Annotated in this window: 23 protein-coding genes and 1 pseudogene; 12 read left to right on the top strand and 12 right to left on the bottom strand. The window is 68.0% G+C overall.

Annotated elements, in window-relative coordinates; translation table 11 throughout:
* Positions 1-6: 6 nt before the first annotated feature.
* The gene (locus MSG_RS06250; protein WP_096438005.1) at positions 7-1,041 is read right to left on the bottom strand and encodes a DUF3152 domain-containing protein; all 1,035 of its coding nucleotides are present in this window, start codon (positions 1,039-1,041) and stop codon (positions 7-9) included.
* 174 nt (positions 1,042-1,215) lie between these two features.
* Between MSG_RS06250 and MSG_RS06245 the strand changes: the two genes are divergently transcribed.
* Positions 1,216-1,902, top strand: coding sequence for a TetR/AcrR family transcriptional regulator (locus MSG_RS06245; protein WP_096438003.1), 687 nt, complete (start codon positions 1,216-1,218; stop codon positions 1,900-1,902).
* Here the strand turns inward: MSG_RS06245 and MSG_RS06240 are convergent.
* Positions 1,889-2,164 (bottom strand): DUF3107 domain-containing protein, encoded by a 276-nt coding sequence (locus MSG_RS06240; RefSeq protein WP_162899156.1) that lies wholly within the window; start codon positions 2,162-2,164, stop codon positions 1,889-1,891. The two genes, MSG_RS06245 and MSG_RS06240, sit on opposite strands and share 14 nt — an antisense overlap.
* A 193-nt stretch (positions 2,165-2,357) precedes the next feature.
* Here MSG_RS06240 and MSG_RS06235 point away from each other — a divergent pair, with 193 nt between their 5' ends.
* Entirely contained in the window at positions 2,358-3,086 is a 729-nt protein-coding gene (locus MSG_RS06235) for an MmpS family transport accessory protein (protein ID WP_096444140.1), read from the top strand.
* Between the two features lie 63 nt (positions 3,087-3,149).
* On the opposite strand, the gene MSG_RS06230 is transcribed toward MSG_RS06235, so the two are convergent.
* Positions 3,150-3,845 (bottom strand): ferritin-like fold-containing protein, encoded by a 696-nt coding sequence (locus MSG_RS06230; protein ID WP_096438001.1) that lies wholly within the window; start codon positions 3,843-3,845, stop codon positions 3,150-3,152.
* Between the two features lie 241 nt (positions 3,846-4,086).
* Between MSG_RS06230 and MSG_RS06225 the strand changes: the two genes are divergently transcribed.
* Positions 4,087-5,625 (top strand): DEAD/DEAH box helicase, encoded by a 1,539-nt coding sequence (locus MSG_RS06225; protein ID WP_096437999.1) that lies wholly within the window; start codon positions 4,087-4,089, stop codon positions 5,623-5,625.
* 14 nt (positions 5,626-5,639) lie between these two features.
* The gene (locus MSG_RS06220) at positions 5,640-6,860 is read left to right on the top strand and encodes an Rv3212 family protein (protein ID WP_096437997.1); all 1,221 of its coding nucleotides are present in this window, start codon (positions 5,640-5,642) and stop codon (positions 6,858-6,860) included.
* Between the two features lie 7 nt (positions 6,861-6,867).
* On the opposite strand, the gene MSG_RS06215 is transcribed toward MSG_RS06220, so the two are convergent.
* Positions 6,868-7,668 (bottom strand): ParA family protein, encoded by an 801-nt coding sequence (locus MSG_RS06215; protein WP_096437995.1) that lies wholly within the window; start codon positions 7,666-7,668, stop codon positions 6,868-6,870.
* Positions 7,669-7,748: 80 nt separating this feature from the next.
* Between MSG_RS06215 and MSG_RS06210 the strand changes: the two genes are divergently transcribed.
* From MSG_RS06210 to MSG_RS06200, 3 genes are read left to right on the top strand one after another with little or no spacing between them, the layout of a single operon-like run.
* Complete coding sequence (locus MSG_RS06210) at positions 7,749-8,360, top strand: acid phosphatase (protein WP_096437993.1); 612 nt, start codon at positions 7,749-7,751, stop codon at positions 8,358-8,360.
* Positions 8,357-9,457, top strand: a complete 1,101-nt coding sequence (locus MSG_RS06205) for an isochorismate synthase (RefSeq protein WP_096437991.1) — start codon at positions 8,357-8,359, stop codon at positions 9,455-9,457. Before MSG_RS06210 ends, MSG_RS06205 begins: the two co-directional genes overlap by 4 nt.
* Positions 9,454-9,936 (top strand): GNAT family N-acetyltransferase, encoded by a 483-nt coding sequence (locus tag MSG_RS06200; RefSeq protein WP_096437989.1) that lies wholly within the window; start codon positions 9,454-9,456, stop codon positions 9,934-9,936. The genes MSG_RS06205 and MSG_RS06200 overlap by 4 nt, the downstream gene beginning before the upstream one ends.
* Here the strand turns inward: MSG_RS06200 and MSG_RS06195 are convergent.
* A complete protein-coding gene (locus MSG_RS06195; protein WP_096437987.1) occupies positions 9,888-10,313 on the bottom strand; it encodes a hypothetical protein in 426 nt (141 codons plus the stop codon). The genes MSG_RS06200 and MSG_RS06195 overlap by 49 nt on opposite strands.
* A 92-nt stretch (positions 10,314-10,405) precedes the next feature.
* Here MSG_RS06195 and MSG_RS06190 point away from each other — a divergent pair, with 92 nt between their 5' ends.
* Together MSG_RS06190 and whiB1 are read left to right on the top strand one after the other, a co-directional pair.
* Positions 10,406-11,374, top strand: coding sequence for a diacylglycerol/lipid kinase family protein (locus tag MSG_RS06190; RefSeq protein ID WP_096437985.1), 969 nt, complete (start codon positions 10,406-10,408; stop codon positions 11,372-11,374).
* Between the two features lie 290 nt (positions 11,375-11,664).
* Positions 11,665-11,919 carry a transcriptional regulator WhiB1 gene (gene whiB1 / locus MSG_RS06185; RefSeq protein ID WP_036467351.1) on the top strand — a complete coding sequence of 85 codons (255 nt, stop codon included), beginning with the start codon at positions 11,665-11,667 and terminating at the stop codon, positions 11,917-11,919.
* A gap of 80 nt (positions 11,920-11,999) precedes the next feature.
* Here the strand turns inward: whiB1 and MSG_RS06180 are convergent, their stop codons facing one another.
* Together MSG_RS06180 and MSG_RS06175 are read right to left on the bottom strand one after the other, a co-directional pair.
* Positions 12,000-13,502 carry a sensor histidine kinase gene (locus MSG_RS06180; protein WP_096437983.1) on the bottom strand — a complete coding sequence of 501 codons (1,503 nt, stop codon included), beginning with the start codon at positions 13,500-13,502 and terminating at the stop codon, positions 12,000-12,002.
* 17 nt (positions 13,503-13,519) lie between these two features.
* Complete coding sequence (locus MSG_RS06175) at positions 13,520-13,735, bottom strand: biotin/lipoyl-binding carrier protein (RefSeq protein ID WP_067833296.1); 216 nt, start codon at positions 13,733-13,735, stop codon at positions 13,520-13,522.
* A 197-nt stretch (positions 13,736-13,932) separates the two neighbouring features.
* Between MSG_RS06175 and MSG_RS26095 the strand changes: the two genes are divergently transcribed.
* Positions 13,933-14,007 carry a 50S ribosomal protein bL37 gene (locus MSG_RS26095; protein ID WP_011728008.1) on the top strand — a complete coding sequence of 25 codons (75 nt, stop codon included), beginning with the start codon at positions 13,933-13,935 and terminating at the stop codon, positions 14,005-14,007.
* Positions 14,008-14,037: 30 nt separating this feature from the next.
* Here MSG_RS26095 and rsrA read toward each other — a convergent pair whose 3' ends face one another.
* Positions 14,038-14,340, bottom strand: coding sequence for a mycothiol system anti-sigma-R factor (rsrA, locus tag MSG_RS06165; protein ID WP_096437981.1), 303 nt, complete (start codon positions 14,338-14,340; stop codon positions 14,038-14,040).
* Complete coding sequence (locus MSG_RS06160) at positions 14,337-15,014, bottom strand: sigma-70 family RNA polymerase sigma factor (RefSeq protein ID WP_373421134.1); 678 nt, start codon at positions 15,012-15,014, stop codon at positions 14,337-14,339. Before MSG_RS06160 ends, rsrA begins: the two co-directional genes overlap by 4 nt.
* 278 nt (positions 15,015-15,292) lie before the next feature.
* Between MSG_RS06160 and MSG_RS06155 the strand changes: the two genes are divergently transcribed.
* Entirely contained in the window at positions 15,293-16,144 is an 852-nt protein-coding gene (locus tag MSG_RS06155) for an SDR family oxidoreductase (protein ID WP_096437979.1), read from the top strand.
* A gap of 9 nt (positions 16,145-16,153) precedes the next feature.
* On the opposite strand, the gene MSG_RS06150 is transcribed toward MSG_RS06155, so the two are convergent.
* Both MSG_RS06150 and MSG_RS06145 read right to left on the bottom strand, forming a co-directional pair.
* Positions 16,154-17,038 (bottom strand): cyclopropane mycolic acid synthase family methyltransferase, encoded by an 885-nt coding sequence (locus MSG_RS06150; protein WP_096437977.1) that lies wholly within the window; start codon positions 17,036-17,038, stop codon positions 16,154-16,156.
* Between the two features lie 301 nt (positions 17,039-17,339).
* Positions 17,340-18,089: pseudogene (locus tag MSG_RS06145) on the bottom strand (alpha/beta fold hydrolase).
* Between the two features lie 205 nt (positions 18,090-18,294).
* Between MSG_RS06145 and MSG_RS06140 the strand changes: the two are divergent.
* A complete protein-coding gene (locus tag MSG_RS06140) occupies positions 18,295-18,747 on the top strand; it encodes a PucR family transcriptional regulator (protein WP_096437975.1) in 453 nt (150 codons plus the stop codon).
* Positions 18,748-18,752: 5 nt separating this feature from the next.
* On the opposite strand, the gene MSG_RS06135 is transcribed toward MSG_RS06140, so the two are convergent.
* Positions 18,753-19,340 (bottom strand): HdeD family acid-resistance protein, encoded by a 588-nt coding sequence (locus MSG_RS06135; RefSeq protein WP_096437973.1) that lies wholly within the window; start codon positions 19,338-19,340, stop codon positions 18,753-18,755.
* Between the last annotated feature and the right edge of the window lie 38 nt (positions 19,341-19,378).

Below are 19,378 nucleotides of genomic sequence, written 5' to 3'. Positions count from 1 at the left end.
CCCGGGTCAGGCGATCGGATACGGCCAGGGGTTGAATCGGCAGGTCTTGCCGTCCGCCTTGACGTATTCGGAGTCGAACTTCGCGGCGTCGTCGTTGGACGTGGAGAAGGTCTGCTGCATCATCACTGGCGCCAGGCCGCCGTTTTGGTCACACGGCTCGTGGCGCACGTAACCGATGGCGTGGCCGACCTCGTGGTTGATCACGTATTGCCGGTAGGACCCCATGTCGCCCTGGAACGGCACCGCCCCGCGCACCCAGCGCGCCTCGTTGATGAACACCCGCGCCTGCCTGTCGGGCCCGAATACCGGGTTGTAGCAGGACGTCTCGAGGCGGAACTCGTAGCCGCAGCCCTCGCGCACCGTCACCGGCGACACCAGCGAGATCCGGAAGTCGGGCTTGCCCCCGCTCGTCCCGTCGATCCGGGCGAAGGCGAATTGCGGATTGTGCGTCCAGCCCTTGGGATTGGCCAGCGTCTGGTCGACCATCCCGGCGAAGGCGTCGTCGCCGCCGAACATCGTGGGATCGAGCCCGTTTTCGATCTCGACGGTGTATTTGAACACCTTGGCAGTGCCCTGACCGAACTGTGGCGTGGTGCCCGGCACGATGTGCCAGGTATTCTCCCCGGCTTCGGTGAACGGGCCGCCGTCGGGCAGCGTCCCGGCGGGCAGGTTGGCGTCGAAGGTGGCCAGGCCGCGCGGCGGGGCGTCGAGGATGGCCGTGCCCACCGCGCCGACGACGGGCGGACCCTGAATCGGCTGGCTGGCGGCCGGTTTCGGGGTGCTCGCGCCGGTCACCGTCTGATAGCCGATCAGCACGGTGAGGGCTAGCAGGACAGGCAGCGCGTAGGCGCGCCAGCCGTAGGTCGAGATGAACCGCCCCAGCCAGGTCTGCTTGCGCCACTGGCGCGGCCGCTCCCGGTCGGCCCTGATCCGTCCGGCGTCCCGCGCTATCGGGTCGCGCAGGGCCCGAAGTGGTTCTCGCCACTGGTCGTGCACCGCGGGAACTCGACCGGCGCCGCGCCCAGGTCGGTCGGACGTCATTGCCCCAGGATGGCATAGCCGGGAGCGCGGGCGCCCCTGGCGCGCCCGAGCATCCGCCGCGACACCGTCTGGCAAGCCCCGCCGATGCCGGTCGTGCAGACTTCGTGGGTAGTAATGTCGTTGCGACGAGCGCGCGCTGACTCCGGTCAGTGGCCACGATCAGATGAGGACTCGATGAGCGAAGTCGCCAAGGCAGCACCCCGGCGTGCTGTCAAGCCGACCGACCGTAGTCGGTCGACCGATGGCATGGCGACCGCGAACCGGCGCGGCAACAGGTTGCCCCGCGACGAGCGTCGCGGCCAGTTGCTCGTCGTCGCCAGCGACGTCTTCGTCGACCACGGCTACCACGCCGCCGGCATGGACGAGATCGCCGAACGTGCCGGAGTCAGCAAACCTGTTCTCTATCAACACTTTTCGAGCAAGCTCGAGCTGTACTTGGCGGTGTTGAATCGGCACGTCGACAACCTGGTCTCGGGCGTGCAGAACGCGCTGAGCACGACCACCGACAACCGCCGCCGGTTGCATTCGGCCGTGCAGGCGTTCTTCGATTTCATCGAGCATGACAGCCAGGGGTACCGGCTCATCTTCGAGAACGACTACGTCACCGAGCCCGAGGTCGCCGCGACCGTGCGGGCCGCCACCGAATCGTGCATCGACGCCGTCTTCGCGCTCATCAGTGCCGACTCCGGGCTGGACCCGCATCGCGCCCGGATGATCGCCGTCGGGCTGGTCGGTATCAGCGTCGACTGCGCCCGCTATTGGCTGGACTCCGATCGCCCGATCTCCAAGTCGGACGCCGTGGACGGCACCGTGGCATTCGCCTGGGGTGGCCTGTCACACGTCCCGCTCACCCGCTCTTAGCGGCCTTGCCCTTGGCGTCCGCACCGATGCCGAAGCCGACCCGGCGGCTGTCGGCGGCGCCGATTTCGACGTAGGCGATCTTGGCCGTGTTGATCAGGTAGCGACGGCCCTTGTCGTCGTTCAGGCTGAGCACGTTCGAGCTGCCGCTCAGGGCGGCGGTGACGAGTTCCTCGACCTCGCCGGGCGTCTGCGCGCTGGAGAAGGCCAGCTCGCGTGGGCTGTCCGTGATTCCGATCTTGACCTCCACCGTGGCCCCTTCCATTCGTGGTTCGTCTTGTGCTTCGTCCCAGACGCGTCAGCAGCAGGCTAATCGACGCGCGCGGGGCGCTCTGACGCAGAGGGTCCCCCGCTACGTCGCCGGCTGGTAACGATTCGCTCCCAACTGGGTCAACGTGGTCGCGCAACCCCCCGAGCCGACACACCTCATCCGTAGCATCGGCACCATCAGTAACACGCTGCATGACCGCACCGGCCTAGTCGACGGCCCAGTCCACGACTACCCCGATGACGAGATCTACGACGGAGCCGACTCGGACTACGAGGACGAGGGCTACGGCGAACTGGTATGGCCGTCGGACCCCCGCTGGCGCCCCGTCGCAGCCTTCCTCGGCGTGATCGTGGCGGTGGGCGCCGTCGCCACCGCGGTGATCATCAACAGCGGCGACAGCGCCTCGACGAAGGCCACGGTGGGTCCGGGTCCCCGCCCGGTGACATCCGCGCCGCGCACCCTGAGCCCGCCCAGCGCGTCGGCCAGCCCGGCGCCCTCGAACGTGCCCCAGCTACCGCCCGAGACCGTCACCACGCTGGCCCCGCCGAGCGCGGCGCCGGGAACCATCACCGCCGCGCCGCTGCCCACCTACCTGCCGCCGCGGGCCCTGGCGCCGCCTGCGCAGCCGCCGACGGCCGCGCTGAGCCCGCGCACCGTCATCTACAGCGTCGCGGGCACCAAGCAGCTGCTGGACCTGGTGAACATCGTCTACACCGATGCCCGCGGCTATCCGGTGACGGAGTTCAACGTCTCGCTGCCCTGGTCGAAGATGGTGGTGCTCAATCCGGGCGTGACGACCGAATCGGTGATCGCGCAAAGCATTTACAGCCACCTGAATTGCTCGGTGGTCAACGCAGAGGGCCAGGTCGTCGCGTCGTCGACCAACAACTCATCGATGGCGACCTGCACCCGCTGAGTCCGATGGCCGTGACCCGCTGCGCCCGGCTACGCCGCGCTTGCGATCACGGCTGACGGCCCGCTAGCCGAGCCCGAGTTCGCGCATCCGCCGGTCGTGGGTCTCCTGCAACCGGTCGAAGAACGCGCTGAGCTGCCCCAGGCCGCCCGTCCCCGACATCAGCAGGTCGACCAGCTCGTCGTGATCGGCCAGCAGGTACTGGGCCTGGGTGATCGCCTCGCCCAACAGCCGGCGCGACCACAGCGCCAGCCGGCTACGTTGCTTGCCGCTCGCGGTGACCGCGGCGCGCACCTCGGCGACGACGAACTGCGAGTGCCCGGTCTCCGACAGCGCCGCCCGCACGACGTCGGCGACCCCGTCGGGCAGGCTGTCGGCGATCTCGAGATACAGGTCGGCGGCCAGCGCGTCGCCGACGTAAGTCTTCACCAGGGCTTCCAGCCAGGTGCTCGGCATCGTGAGACGGTGGTAGTTCTCCAGCGCGGCGACGTACTTCGACATCGCCGGAACGACGTCGACACCACGGCTTTCCAGGGCGTCGCGCAGCAGCTCGTAGTGCTTCATCTCCGCGGCGGCCATGCTCGCCATCGAGATGCGCCCGCGCAGATCGGGGGCCATGCGAGCCTCGTCGGTCAGACGGTAGAACGCCGCCACCTCGCCGTAGGCCAGGACCGCGAAGAGCTCGTTGAACCCGGGATGGTCTGCGGTGACGCGGGAGGTAGGCGAATCGTCCACCTGGTCGGCGGAGGAGGCCGAAGTCATGGCATCACTCTAGTCGGCGGTTTTAGGACTAGCTGGGCGCCAGCTGTCGACCAGCTATCATGCAAATAGATAGGGACTGTATTTCTCTGACCGTCGCTATCGGCGAAATGTGCGTGCACCGCGGGCCCACCCGAGAGTTAGGGCCGGCGACTCGGCGACTTGGAGTCGGAATTCGTGCGCGCGTGACCGCAATCGAGAACACCGAACAATTCCATGTCACCGAAAGGCACATCAACCACATATGACCGCTCTGACAAGTGCGACCGAAACCACCCCCAAAACCACATTCGCTCAACTCGGCGTGCGCGACGAAATCGTCCGCGCCCTGGCCGAACAGGGCATTGAGCATGCCTTTGCCATCCAAGAACTGACCCTGCCGCTGGCGCTGGCCGGCGACGACGTGATCGGCCAGGCCCGCACCGGCATGGGCAAGACCTTCGGGTTCGGCGTGCCGCTGCTGCAACGCATCACCGCCGCCGCCGCCACGCGACCGCTCACCGGCGCGCCCCGGGCTCTGATCGTCGTGCCCACCCGCGAACTGTGCCTGCAGGTGGCCGAGGACCTGGCCACCGCGGCCAAGTACCTGACCGCCGATCAGGGGCGTCCGCTGGCGGTCGTGTCCATCTACGGTGGACGGGCCTACGAGCCCCAGATCGAGGCCCTGCGGACCGGCGCCGACGTCGTCGTAGGCACGCCGGGCCGCCTGCTCGACCTGGCCCAGCAGGGCCACCTGCAGCTGGGCGGGCTGTCGGTGCTGGTGCTCGATGAGGCCGACGAGATGCTCGACCTCGGGTTCCTGCCCGACATCGAGCGCATCCTGCGGCAGATCCCGGCCGACCGGCAGTCGATGTTGTTCTCGGCGACCATGCCGGGCCCGATCATCACGCTGGCCCGCACATTCATGGTCCAGCCCACCCATATCAGGGCCGAGGGCGTGCAGGGCGCGGCCACCCACGACACCACCGAGCAGTTCGTCTACCGCGCCCACGCGTTGGACAAGGTCGAGATGGTCAGCCGCATCCTGCAGGCGAACGGCCGCGGCGCGACGATGATCTTCACCCGCACCAAGCGGACCGCGCAGAAGGTGGCCGACGAGCTGGCCGAGCGCGGATTCAAGGTCGGCGCCGTGCACGGCGACCTGGGCCAGATCGCGCGCGAGAAGGCGCTGAAGGCCTTCCGCGCCGGCGACATCGATGTGCTGGTCGCCACCGACGTCGCCGCCCGCGGCATCGACATCGACGACATCACCCACGTGATCAACTACCAGATCCCCGAGGACGAGCAGGCCTACGTGCACCGCATCGGGCGCACTGGCCGCGCGGGCAAGACCGGCATCGCGATCACCCTGGTCGACTGGGACGAGCTGCCCCGCTGGACGATGATCGACAAGGCGCTCGACCTTGGCTCCCCGGACCCGGCCGAGACGTACTCCAACTCGCCGCACCTGTACAGCGAGCTGGGCATTCCGACCGACGCCGGCGGCGCCGTCGGCACGCCCCGTAAGTCGCCGGTGAAGCGTCGCGTCACCGAGAGTTCGGGCGGCGGCGACGGCCAGAAGCCCGCCCGCAACCGGTCCAGCAACCGGCGCCGGCGGACCCGGGGTGGCGAGCCCGTCACCGGGCACCCCACCGGCAACGCCGCCGCGAGCACCAACGGTGACGGTGCCGCGGACGCACCCGCGGGCGGCTCCCCCACCAACGGCGCCGGGACCGGCGGCTCTACCCGGCGTCGTCGCCGCCGCAAGCCGACCGAGAACGCCGCCGCCGCTACCGCCAACTGAGCCGTCGCTGGCGCATGGTCAAACCCGAACGCCGGACCAAGGGTGACCTGCTGGCCGCCGCGGCGATCGTGGTCGTCGTCGCCGCCGCGGCCGCGCTGATCTGGTGGACCAGCGACGCACGGGCCACCACCAGCCGGCCGGCGGCGGTTCCGTTGCCCAATCCCACGCCAGCCCGGGAAGTGCCGGCGGCGCTGCACCAGCTGTGGACCGCGGCCAGCCCCGCCACCACGGCGCCGGTCGTGGTCAGCGGGACACTCACCACCGGCATGGGCCGCGAGGTGGACGGGCGCGATCCCGCCACGGGACAGACGCGCTGGAGCTACGCCCGCGACGCCGACCTGTGCGGCGTCTCGTGGATCTACCGCTTCGCCGTCGCGGTCTTCAAGGACGACCGCGGCTGCGGGCAGGTCACCACCCTCGACGGGTCCACCGGCCGGCGCGGGGCCGCCCGCAGCAGCTACGCCGATCCGCGCGTCCGGCTGTCCTCCGATGGCATGACGGTGCTGTCGACCGGCGACACCCGCCTGGAACTGTGGCGCTCGGACATGGTCCGGATGCTGGCGTACGGCGAGACCGATGCCCGGGTCAAGCCCTCGGCGCGGGGCCTGCACTCCGGATGCCGGCTGATCTCGGCGGCGGCCAGCACCTCGACGGTCTCGGTGCTGGAGAGCTGCGCCAACCAGGCCGACCTGCGGCTGGTGCTGTTGCGCCCGGGCAAGGAGGACGACGAGCCCGCCCAGCACGCCGTGTCGGAGCCCGGCATTCGTGCGGACTCCGGTGCACGCGTCGTGGCGGTGCGCGAGAACAACACCGCCGTGTACGTGCCGCTGCCGCAGCCCCACGTCGACGTGATCGACGAGACCGGCACCGCGGTGTCGAGCACGCTGCTGCCCAGGGCGCCGTCGCCCGCGGCGGTGGCGTCGCTGGCGGGCAACTCGGTCACCTGGTGGACTGGCGATTCGGTGTTGGTCTTCGACGCGGCCACCCTGACGCCGCGCTACACGGTGGCCGCCGGTGAGGCGACCGCGCCGCTGGGGCCGGGCGCGATGATGGCCGGCAAGCTGTTGATCCCGGTGACCGGGGCGATCGGGGTCTATGACCCCGTCAGCGGCGCCAACGAGCGCTACATCCCGGTGCTCCGGGCCCCCGGCGCACCGGGAGTGCCGGTGGTTCCGGCGGTCTCGGGGTCACGCGTGTTCGAGCAGCGGGGCGACACCGTGGTGGCCCTCGGCTGACCCGCCGCTAGGCTTCGACGGCGTACGTCGGCAGCGGCTTGCCGGACTTCCAGTGCTTGATCAGCGCCTGGGCCAGCTGCGCGTAGGCGACCGCACCCTTGTTCTTGCGGCCCGCCATCACCGACGAGCCCGACGCGCTGGCCTCGGCGAAGCGAACCGTGCGCGGGATCGGTGGCGCGAGCACCGGTAGCTCGTAGCGATCGGCGACGTCGAGCAGCACGTCGCGGGTGTGCGTGGTGCGCGAGTCGTACAGCGTCGGCAGGGCGCCCAGCAGCTTCAGATCCGGGTTGGTGATCGCCTGCACATCGGCGACCGTGCGCAGGAATTGGCCGACACCGCGGTGGGCCAGCGTCTCGCACTGCAGCGGCACGATGACCTCGTCGGCGGCCGTCAGCCCGTTGAGCGTGAGCACCCCCAGCGACGGCGGGCAGTCCAGGATCACCACGTCGAACTGATCGCTCAGCTTGGCCAGTGCGCGTTTGAGCGCGTACTCGCGGCCGGCCCGCATCAACAGCATCGCCTCGGCACCGGCGAGGTCAATGTTGGCCGGTAACAGCGTCATTCCCTCTATGGTCGTGACCAGCGCCGCACTCGGCTCGATATCGCCGAGCAGCACCTCGTGCACGGAGACCGGCAACTTGTCGGGATCGTGGCCGAGCGAAAACGTCAGACAGCCCTGCGGATCCAGATCGACCAGCAGCACCCGCCGGCCGCTTTCGGCCAGCGCCGCGCCGAGCGAGGCGACCGTCGTCGTTTTGGCAACGCCACCCTTCTGGTTGGCCACCGCCAGTACGCGCAAGTCACTCACCCTGCCATCCTGGCACGTTCTGGGCGGGTGCTACGGCTTCCCTCTTCGGCGACGGCGAGTCGTCCGGCAGAATTCTGGGCATGGTCGTGCAAAAACACCGATTGATCCTGCTCCGCCACGGGGAAACCGAATGGTCGAAGTCCGGGCAGCACACCGGCCGCACCGACATTGAGCTGACCGATACCGGCCGGCTCCAGGCCGAGCTGGCCGGGCATGTGTTGCGCGAACTCAAACTGACCGACCCGCTGGTGATCAGCAGCCCGCGGATACGCGCCCTGATCACCGCGAAGTTGGCCGGACTCACCGTGGACGAGGTGACTGAGCTGCTCGCCGAATGGGATTACGGTTCCTACGAGGGGTTGACGACCCCGCAGATACAGGAGTCGGTCCCCGATTGGCTGGTCTGGACCCACGGCTGCCCCGGGGGCGAGAGTGTGGCCCAAGTCAGCGACCGCGCCGATCGCGCCGTCGCGTTCGCTCTGGATCACATGAGCTCGCGCGACGTGGTGTTCGTCGGCCACAGCCACTTCTCCCGTTCGGTGATCACCCGCTGGGTGGAGCTGCCGCTCGTCGAGGGCAGCCGGTTCTGGATGTTGGCCGGCTCGATCGCCGTGTGCGGGTTCGAGCACGGCGTGCGACAACTCGCCGCACTCGGACTGACCGGCCTCCCGCAGGCCATCGCGCCCGGGTGACGTCCGCCGAACCGCCCTTCGCGCTGAGCGGGCCGGCCGGCACCCTGATCGCCGACGGAGTCCGGGCGCGCTACCGCGAGGTGGCCGCGGCCCAGCAGGCGCTGCGCTCGGGGTTGGTGCCAATCGTGTTGGGGGCGTTACCTTTTGACGTGAGCAGGCCGGCCGCCCTGCTGGCACCGGGCGCGGTGCTGCGCCCCGACGCGTTGCCGGACTGGACGACGGGGCCGTTGCCGACGGTGCGCGTGGCGGCCGCCGTGCCGCCACCGGCCGACTACCGCACCCGGATCAGCCGGGCGCGCGACCGGCTGATCGCGCCGGGGGCCGCGCTGAGCAAGGTGGTACTGGCCCGCGCGCTGCGGTTGTCCGCCGACGCGCCGCTGGACGGCCGCGCCGTCCTGCGGCGGCTAGTCGCCGCGGACCCGGCGGCCTACGGCTATCTCGTCGACCTCACGGCCGCGGGCGGCGACTACGCCGGCGCCGCACTGGTCGGCGCCAGCCCCGAGCTGCTGGTCGCACGCTCCGGCGACCGGGTGACGTGTCAGCCGTTCGCCGGCTCGGCCCCGCGCGCCGCCGACCCGGAACTCGATGCGGCCAACGGCGCGGCGCTGGCCGCATCGGCCAAGGACCGGCACGAGCACCGGCTGGTGATCGACGCGATACGAGCCGCGCTGGCGCCGCTGTGCGATGAGCTGACCATCGCGCCCGAGCCGGAACTCAGCCGCACCGCGGCCGTCTGGCACCTGTGCACGCCGATCAGCGGCCGCCTGCGCGAAACATCAATCACTGCAATCGATCTCGCGCTGGCACTGCATCCCACGCCGGCGGTCGGCGGGGTCCCGGCCCAGGCCGCGGCCGAACTCATCACCGAACTGGAGGGCGATCGCGGGTTTTACGCGGGCGCAGTGGGCTGGTGCGACGCCGCCGGCGACGGCCGCTGGGTGGTGTCCATTCGCTGCGCGCGGCTGTCGACCGATCGCCGTACCGCCGTGGCGCACGCCGGCGGCGGCATCGTCGCCGAATCCGATCCCGACGACGAAGTCGCGGAGACGACAACGAAATTCGCCACCATCCTACGGGCCCTGGGAGTCCAGCGTTGAACCACACAATCCGCCGCGCAACACTTTCCGATGCCGCCGATATCACCGACATGATTCACGGGTTGGCCGAATTCGAGCGAGCCCCGGATCAGTGCACGGTTACCGAAAGGCAAATCGTGGCAGCGCTTTTCGCCGATGCCCCGACGGTGTACGGGCACGTCGCCGAAGTCGACGGCGACGTCGCGGCGATGGCGTTGTGGTTCCTCAGCTTCTCCACGTGGGACGGCGTCGCCGGTATCTATCTCGAAGACCTGTTCGTACGTCCGAGGTTTCGCCGCCGCGGCCTGGCCCGCGCACTGCTGGCGGCGCTGGCGGCGGAGTGCGTCGACAACGGCTACACGCGGCTGTCGTGGGCGGTGCTGAACTGGAACTCCGATGCCGTCGCGCTCTACGACGGCATCGGCGCAGTGCCGCAACGAGAATGGACGACCTACCGGCTGTCCGGGTCCCCGTTGGCCGAGCTGGCCGGACCGCGCTGATCGCCGCCGGCCCAGCGCAACGCGGGCGGACTGAACAGCAGGCCCAGCACCGCCAGCGCCACGACGGCCACCGCAATCCCGAAGCCCAGCTGATGCGAGCCCACCCCGAGATACCAGGCCACCGGTAACAGCAACAGCTGCGCGAAGACGGCCGGTCCGCGGCCCCAGCGCTTGCCGAGAGTCAGCGCGCGGCCTGCGGCGAGCACCACGCCACCCACCACGACGAACCACGCCGCCGTGCCCAGGCCGTTGACCACGCGCTGGTCGGCCCCGGCGATCGCGCGGACCACCAGCGTGACGGCCATCACCAGCGCGGCCGCGCCCTGCACCGAGACGATCAGGCCGGCGCCGCGCACGGCGGAAGGGGCTGCGGTCACAGCGTCAGCGTAGTCAGGGCACCCGGCGTTTCGGAGCGTGCGACCCTTCCCCCACGGCCACGGCATAGCGACCCCGCATAAGCTCGTTCATCATGCGCGCGGTGCTGATCGTGAACCCAACGGCCACTTCCACCACTGCCGCGGGACGCGATCTGCTGGCGCACGCGCTCAAGAGCCGCCTCGAACTCAGCGTCGAACACACCACCCACCGCGGGCACGGCACCGAACTCGCGCAGAAAGCCGTCGCCGACGGCATGGACCTGGTCGTCGTACACGGCGGCGACGGCACGGTCAGCGGAGTGGTCAACGGGTTGCTCGGCCGTCCCGGCACCACGAACCCGTCGGGGCACCTGCCCGCGGTCGCGGTGGTGCCCGGCGGCTCGGCCAATGTGCTGGCCAGATCGCTGGGGATCTCGCGGGATCCGGTCGCGGCCACCAATCAACTCATCCAGCTGATCGACGACTACCGCCGCCACCAGACGTGGCGCCGCATCAGCCTGATCGACTGCGGCGAGCAGTGGGCGGTGATCAACGCGGGCATGGGCGTCGACGCCGAGGTGGTGGCCGGCGTCGAGGCGCAGCGCAAGAAGGGCGTGAAAGTGACGCCGCTGCGGTATTGGCGGGTCGCCATTCCCATCACGATCGGCTACAGCCGCCGCGCCCCTAATCTCACCCTGGAACTGCCCGGCCGCGAGCCCGTCGACGGAGTGAACTTCGCCTGGGTGTCCAACACCACGCCGTGGACCTACAGCAACAGCCGGCCGATGGTGACCAACCCCGGCTGCAGCTTCGAAACCGGGCTCGGCGTGTTCGCCGTCACCGAGATGAAGACGATTCCGACACTGCGGCTGCTGAGTCAGCTGCTGGCCAAGCGGCCGAATCCGCAGGCCAAGCAACTGGTCCGGGACGACGACGCGGCCTGCCTGCGCATCAGCTCGCCGGGAGCGCCGGTCGCCAGCCAGTTCGACGGCGAATACCTGGGCATGCGGGAAACGATGACGTTCCGGGCCGCCCACGATGCGCTGCCGGTCGCCGCCCCGCCCCAGCAAAAAGCTCGCTGAGCTGGGACTACGACGCCGCGTGCGGACGGCCGAAGAAAAATTTCCGTCGAAAGTAACCGGTGAGTGTAGTACAACGGTGTTAGGGCTCGGCTACGGCGTGATCAAAGTGAGATAGCACACGGACGAACGCACGCTATTGACATCTGTTGAGCCTATGAAACGATCGAAAGGTTGCATGCAAAAAAGCCGTAGAGGTACTCGGGTGACCGACCTTTACCGTGCAAGCGTAAAGAGCCGAAGATAAAACGCGAGTGCGCGATGCTGCGCACATAGTTGAGGAGTAGTTACTTATGGATTGGCGCCACAAGGCGGTCTGTCGCGACGAGGACCCGGAGCTGTTCTTCCCGGTAGGGAACAGCGGCCCCGCGCTCGCGCAGATCGCTGACGCAAAACTGGTCTGCAATCGGTGTTCGGTGACCACAGAGTGCCTCGGTTGGGCTCTGAACACGGGCCAGGACTCGGGCGTCTGGGGCGGCATGAGTGAGGACGAGCGGCGTGCACTGAAGCGCCGCAACGCCCGGACGAAGGCTCGCAGCGGAGTCTGATCCCAGTCTCCGTAACAGTGCGGCCCCGACAATTCGTCGGGGCCGCACTGTTACGTCGGGCACCACCACAGCCGCACGGATTACAACAGCAATCGGGCGCGGCGGCCGATCGGCACCCGCAGCACCACATCGGTGCCGCCGCGCGGCGCTTCGCGCATGCCCAGCGTGCCGTCGAGTTCGGCGGCCACCAGCGTTCGTACGATCTGCAGCCCCAGACTGTCGGATTTCTCCAGGCTGAAGCCCTCGGGCAGGCCGCGCCCGTCGTCGTGCACCACGACGTCGAGCCAGCGCGCCGAGCGCTCGGCGCGAATCGTCACCGACCCCTCCTGGATCGCCGGGTCGAACGCATGCTCGATCGCGTTCTGCACCAGCTCAGTGATCACCATGATCAGCGCCGTCGCGCGGTCGGAGTCCAGCACGCCGAGATCGCCGACACGGTTGATCCGGATCGGGCGGTCCACCGACGCCACGTCGTTCATGATCGGCAGGATGCGGTCGATGACCTCGTCCAGGTTGACCTGCTCGTCCACCGACATCGACAAGGCGTCGTGCACCAGGGCGATCGACGACACCCGGCGCACCGATTCGTTCAGCGCCTCGCGGCCCTCGGCGTTGACCGTCCGGCGCGCCTGCAGCCGCAGCAGGGCCGCCACGGTCTGCAGGTTGTTCTTCACCCGATGGTGGATCTCGCGGATCGTGGCGTCCTTGGAGATCAGGGCCCGGTCCCGCCGCTTCACCTCGGTGACGTCGCGAATGAGGATCGCCGCGCCGGCGCTGCGCCCGTGCACCATCAGCGGCAGGGTACGCAGCAACACGGTGGCGCCCCCCGCGTCGACCTCCATGCGCATGCTCTTGCCGCCGGCCAGCAGGTCCTGGATGTGCTCGGCCACCTCCTGGGCCTCGAACGAGTCGGAGATCAGCGGGCGGGTGATCCTGATGAGGTTGTGGCCCTCCAGCTCGCTGGTCAGTCCCATGCGGTGATACGCCGAAAGGGCGTTGGGGCTGGCGTAGGCGACCACACCGTCGACGTCGAGGCGAATGAACCCGTCGCCCACCCGGGGCGTGGAACGCGACATAGCGACGTCGCGCACATCGGGAAAAGTGCCCTCCGCCAACATGTGCACCAGGTCGGTGGCGCAGTCGCGGTAGGCGGATTCCAGGTGACCGGAGTTCTGGTCCGCCGCTGGCGTCGTTTGATGCCGAGTGAGCACCGCCACCACCTGGCCAGCGTAGCGGACCGGGGACGCCACCACGTGCGGCCCGGGCAGTTGCCACGAATCCGGTTGGCCCGCAGCGCTTTCCTGCTGCGCGGTGCCGTATGCGAAGGCCTGCGCGACGAGCGACAACCGGTCGGCGGCCACGACGCTGCCCACCGAGTCGGTCTGCAGCACCGTCGGCGCGGTCGTCGGACGGCACTGCGCCACGCACACCAGGACGCCGTCGTCGCGGCGGACCCACATCAGGTAGTCGGCGAAGGACAGGTCGGCCAGCAGCTGCCACTCGCCGACCACCGCGTGCAGATGATCCACGGCGTTGCCGGGGAGCACGGTGTGCTCGGCAAGCAGATCACCGAGAGTGGACATCGATCACGGTGCGACGGCTAACTGATGACGGCGATGAGGTCGCCGGCCTGGATGACGTCGCCCACGGCGACGCTCACCTTGCTCACGGTGCCGCCGACCTCGGCCAGCACGGGAATCTCCATCTTCATGGACTCCAGCAGCACCACGATGTCGCCCTTGCCGATCTCGTCGCCCTCGTTGACGACGACTTCGAGCACGCTGGCCACAATCTCGGCTCGAACATCCTCGGCCATTTTCACCCCACTCTTTCGGGCCACTTTTCGGGATACTGCATGCTGGCTGCTGGTCCAGGCATTTGTTCAGGGTCATGTATATCGAACCACAAGACCCGGTCACACAGCGGCACGTGAAACGCGCCATGAGAGACTGTGAGCAACCCTACGGGCGCCCGACGCTCGAAAAATCACGAACGAACGACGGAGGTTCTCCCATGGCCAAGCGTGGCCGCAAAAAGCGTGACCGTAAGCACAGCAAGGCCAACCACGGCAAGCGCCCCAACGCCTGACCCCGGGGGGTCGCTTCGCGCTCGCGCGCGTTATGGCACTTCGCGGATGATCGTGGTGCGGCGAATCTCCAGCCGCAGGCGCTCCCTGAGACCCTCGGGGGCCTTGTCGCCGCTGCACTTGGTGGCGATCAGCGCCTTGAACTGCTCCTCGATGCCGAACAGCCGCAGGCACGGCGGGCATTCGTCGAGGTGCTGCTTGAGTTTCTGCCGCGTCTCCGGCGTGCATTCGCCGTCGAGCAGGGTCCATACCTCGGCCATCAGCTCGGCGCACTCGGCCTTCGTGGGCTGCGGGGACGTCGCGCCCGAGGCGTCGGCGGGCGAGGACTCGCTCATGACGTCACCTCCTCGTGCGCCTGCTGCCCGCGGGTGAAGCCCCGGTCCTTGGCCACATCGGCCAACAGACTACGCAACTGCCGCCTGCCGCGATGCAGCCTCGACATCACCGTGCCGATCGGCGTGTCCATGATCTCGGCGATCTCCTTGTACGGGAAACCCTCGACATCGGCGTAGTAGACCGCCATCCGGAACTCTTCGGGCAGGGCCTGCAGGGCCGCCTTGATCTCCGTGTCCGGCAGCGCCTCGAGCGCCTCGACCTCGGCCGAGCGCAGGCCCGTCGATGAGTGCTCGGCGTTGGCCGCCAGTTGCCAGTCGGTGATTGCCTCGGTCGGATACTCCGCAGGCTGGCGCTGCTTTTTGCGGTAGCTGTTGATGTAGGTGTTGGTCAGAATCCGGTACAGCCACGCCTTGAGGTTGGTGCCGGCACGGAACGAACGGAAGCCCGCGTAGGCCTTTACCATCGTCTCCTGCAGCAGGTCCTCGGCGTCGGCGGGATTGCGCGTCATGCGCAGCGCGCCGCCGTACAGCTGATCCAGCAGCGGAATCGCGTCGCGCTCGAAACGCGCGGTCAACTCCGCGTCGGTCTCTTGTGGCAGCTCGGCCTCGGGCAGCGTGATCTCGGCGTTCTCGGAGCCGGTCGCTCCGTCTCGTCCGCCTTCAGGGTCATCCATCTGGATTAACACGGTCCCTTCTGTCAAGGCGTCGCTGGACAGCACCGCCAGCGACACCGGACGCGCATAGATCGTCGCCGTTGACACCCGACTCCCTCCTCCCAATCTAAAGGCTGGGACCGACGCCGTTTGCCCGGGTCCGTCCACGTCCACATCAGAGACCGTTTTGATCAACGGCGCGAGACCAGCCGCTATTTCCGGACGCGGTGTCCGGTCCCGATCGCCAACCGGCCGGTCCCCCGAACCGACCGGTTGGTGGAGGGCGTTAATGTGGCGCCATGTCCCTGAATGGCAAGACCATGTTTATCTCCGGCGCCAGTCGCGGTATCGGCCTGGCAATCGCCAAACGCGCCGCCCAGGACGGGGCGAACATCGCCCTGATCGCCAAGACCGCAGAGCCGCACCCCAAGCTGCCGGGCACGGTGTACACCGCCGCCAAGGAGCTCGAGGAGGCGGGCGGCAAGGCGCTGCCGATCGTCGGGGACGTCCGCGACCCGGATTCCGTCGAGTCCGCCGTGGCCAAAACCGTCGATCAGTTCGGCGGCATCGACATCTGCGTCAACAACGCGTCGGCGATCAACCTGGGGTCGATCACCGAGGTGCCCATGAAGCGCTTCGACCTGATGAACGGCATCCAGGTGCGCGGGACGTATGCGGTGTCGCAGGCATGCATTCCGCACCTGAAGGGCCGCGCGAACCCGCACATCCTGACGCTGTCGCCGCCGGTGCTGCTGGAAAGCAAGTGGCTCAAGCCGACCGCATACATGATGGCCAAATTCGGCATGACGCTGTGCGCGCTAGGGATCGCCGAGGAGATGCGCGCCGAGGGCATCGCGTCGAACACCTTGTGGCCGCGCACGCTGGTGGCCACCGCCGCGGTGCAGAACCTGCTCGGCGGCGACGAGGCGATGGGACGGGCCCGCAAGCCGGAGGTGTACTCCGACGCGGCCTACATCATCCTGAACAAGCCGGCCCGCGACTTCACCGGCAGAACCCTGCTGTGCGAGGACGTGCTCGTCGACTCCGGCGTCACCGACCTGTCGGTGTACGACTGCGTGCCCGGATCCACGCTGGGTGAAGACTTCTGGGTCGAGGGCGTCAACCCGCCGGGGTACTCGGGACCGTCGTAGGGACCCTGGTCACGCCTTGGTGAGGGTGAACTGCGCGACGTCCGTGTAGCCCTCGCGGAACAGGTCGGCACAGCCGGTCAGGTACTTCATGTACCGGTCGTAAACCTCTTGCGACTGAATCGCGATGGCGTCGTCGCGGCGCGCCTCGAGCGCGGCCGACCAGTTGTCCAGGGTGCGCGCGTAGTGCAGGCGCAGCGGCTGGACGAGTTTGACGCCGAAGCCGGCGCGCGTCGCGTGCTCGGTGACGGTCTTGACGCTCGGCAGGTCCCCGCCCGGGAAGATCTCGTCCATGATGAATTTCATGAACCGCAGCTTGGTCATCGTGATGGGCAGGCCGCGCTCGGCGAACTCCTCGCCGCTGGGCTGGATGATGGTGTGCAACATCATCACGCCGTCGTCCGGCAGCGCCGCGTAGGCCGTCTTGAAGAAGTCGTCGTACCGGTCACGCCCGAAGTGCTCGAAGGCGCCGATCGACACGATGCGGTCGACCTTCTCGTCGAACTGCTCCCAGCCCTGCAGCAGCACCCGCTTGGTGCGCGGGGACGAATGCTGGTCCAGGCGTTGCTGAACGTGCGCCTGCTGGTTGCGGCTGAGCGTCAGGCCGACGACGTTGACGTCGTAGCGCTCCAGCGCTCGCACGATCGTGGTGCCCCACCCACAGCCGACGTCCAGGAGCGTCATGCCGGGCTGCAGCCCGAGCTTGCCCAGCGAAAGGTCGACCTTGGCGTACTGCGCCTCTTCCAGCGTCATGTCGTCGCGCTCGAAATAGGCGCAGCTATAGGTGCGCGTCGGGTCCAGGAAAAGCGCAAAAAAGTCGTCGGACAGGTCGTAGTGCGCCTGCACGTCCTCGAAATGCGGTTTCAAGCCTGAGTTTTCGCTTTCGTTTGACGACAAGACGCAACACCTTTGGCAGTTGGATTTACGTGGACTTTCCGGCGGACGATCGAAGGGGGATCGACATTCCGGCAGTTCAGTCTATCCGACCCGCCGGCGACGACATTCAGCGAACTTTCCCGACCTCGGCAATGGTCGTGATAGAACGGCTCAACAGGTTGGATACCGGCCACCGCCGGGCCAGGTGCCGGATCGGGCAAACTGCGTTAGCCAGATAACGAAAAGCAATACGGGAGGACGAGCGCGGCCGCTGCCCCGGGCCCAGCCTCCGGCTGCTCGTAACAGCCAAAATTGTTGTCGCTCAACATCTTTCCAGGGGATCGTGCAGAAACCTCTCGACGACGGGTGCGGGCTCGACGGCGTTGTACACCAGGTCGATGTGGCCGCCAGGGTGCAGGTGCAACCGCGAATGGGGAAGCAACGCGTTCATGATGCGCGCGTTGATCACCGGGATGATGGGATCGTCGGTCCCCGAGTAACCGACCTTCGAGCCGGCGTGCAGCTGCCACACGAACAGTCGCGCGACGTCCTCGCCGTGCGCGCGTACGGTGCCGCCGTACAGCTCCCCCGCGATCGACGCGGCGTAGTCCGGATCCGAGAACCGGCGCGAAGCGGCCATTTTCGCCAGAGTCGTGGGATGAGCGGGCACCATGAGAATGCCGGTGCCCGTCGCCACCAGCGCCAGGCGGCGGCACCTTCGGGGATTCTGGAAGGCGAACTGCTGTGCCATCGCACCGCCCCAGGACAGGCCCAACACGTCGACCACGCCCAAGCCCAATTGGGAGAGCGCTCGACCGAGCACCCAGGCCAGGTACGGAAACCCTTAGGGCAGAACGGAGTTGGGCGATCCCACGGTTCCGGGAGCATCAAATCGGATCACCGTCTGGCGCAGGCGCTCCACCAACGGATCGAGCACTTCCAGGCTCGCCCCGATGCCGTTGCAGAGCACCAACGGAGCACCGGTCCCCTGGCGCACATTCACGCGGATCCGCTGCCCGCCGGCGCGCACCTGGCGCTCGGTGCCGATGGTGCTCGGCGTCACCACTCGCAGCGACCTTCGTCGAGAGCCACGTTTCACTTATTTCTCCATCACGTATCCGCCAGGGGCGGCCCCGAGCGGCGGAAGCCCATCACCACCAAGCGATTTCGGCGCATCGACCTCCGAGCCGCTGCGCTCGGCGAGCCACTCGGCGTAGTCCGACCTCCAGGAATCAGCACACTTCTGAGACGACTCCAGCCACCGCTGCGGATCTTCGGTGTCGACCGGGCCTGTCGTCCACCTCCGCGGCCCGTCGACGACAGGCACCCTCGACAGTCTCGTCGAGGCAACCAGCGCGGCGCTGCGGTTCGCTCGACTTGCCGCCAGTGGGAAGGCGCCGACCCAGTCTCTCGTCGTCGTCTTTGACGACACTCCCCTGGCCGTCGCCGCGGTCAGCACCCCGGAGGTGATGGCGAAGATCAGGTCGTCGGTTCTCGGACAGCTGGAAGCGCTGCCCGCCGAGGAACGCACCATCCTGCTCGATACGTTCCGGGCCTGGGTGACCGCGGGCGGAACCGCCAATGACACTGCAGCAGCAATCTTCTGCCACCCCAATACGGTGCGGCATCGCCTGCACCGCATCGAGGAACTGACCGGCCGCAACTTGTCGCGGCCGCAGGACGTCGCGGAGTTGTGTCTGGCTTTCGAAGTCGAGCGGCGGCTGCCCTAGCCGCCTTAGCCGGTCGGGCTGGCCGCCTTTGTTCGGCTGCGCACCTGGAAGCTCGTGATGATGTCTACGATGCCAATCGCGATCAGCCAGACGCCGGCGACCAGCGTCAAGATGGCGATCGAGTCGAGCGGCGAGACGATCAGCACGGCGCCGCCGATCACGATGATCAACCCGGACAGCACCTGCCAGCCGCGGCCCGGCAGATGATCAAAGGACAGCGCCGCGGCCAGGAGGGTGAAACCGCGAAACAGCCAGCTGATGCCGATCCAGATGGCCAAAAGCGCGACGGCCTCGAATTTGTCGCGGAAGCAGAAGAAGCCCAGAATCAGCGACACGATGCCCGTGATGAACGTCAATACCCGCATGGCGGCGCCAGCGTGCGTGCCGAAAGCGGCAAACACGTAGCCGAGACCCGAAACCACCAGGTAGATACCGAACAGCACACCCGCCACAAACAGCGTCTTACCTGGCCAGGCGAGGATAATGACACCCAGTGCCACCGCTAGGACGCCGGTGAGCAGGAGCAGCTGCCACGCGCTGCGAGCAAGCTGCTGAAGGGGACCTTCCAATACAGTGTTGTCGCCAATTGTCATTTCAACATTATTAGCGGAAGCCGGTGTCTACGAAATGT

Source organism: Mycobacterium shigaense (genome assembly GCF_002356315.1).
GTDB classification, from domain to species: Bacteria; Actinomycetota; Actinomycetes; order Mycobacteriales; family Mycobacteriaceae; genus Mycobacterium; species Mycobacterium shigaense.
Note: the sequence above shows the minus strand (reverse complement) of the source record. Positions and strands in the feature narration are given on the sequence as shown.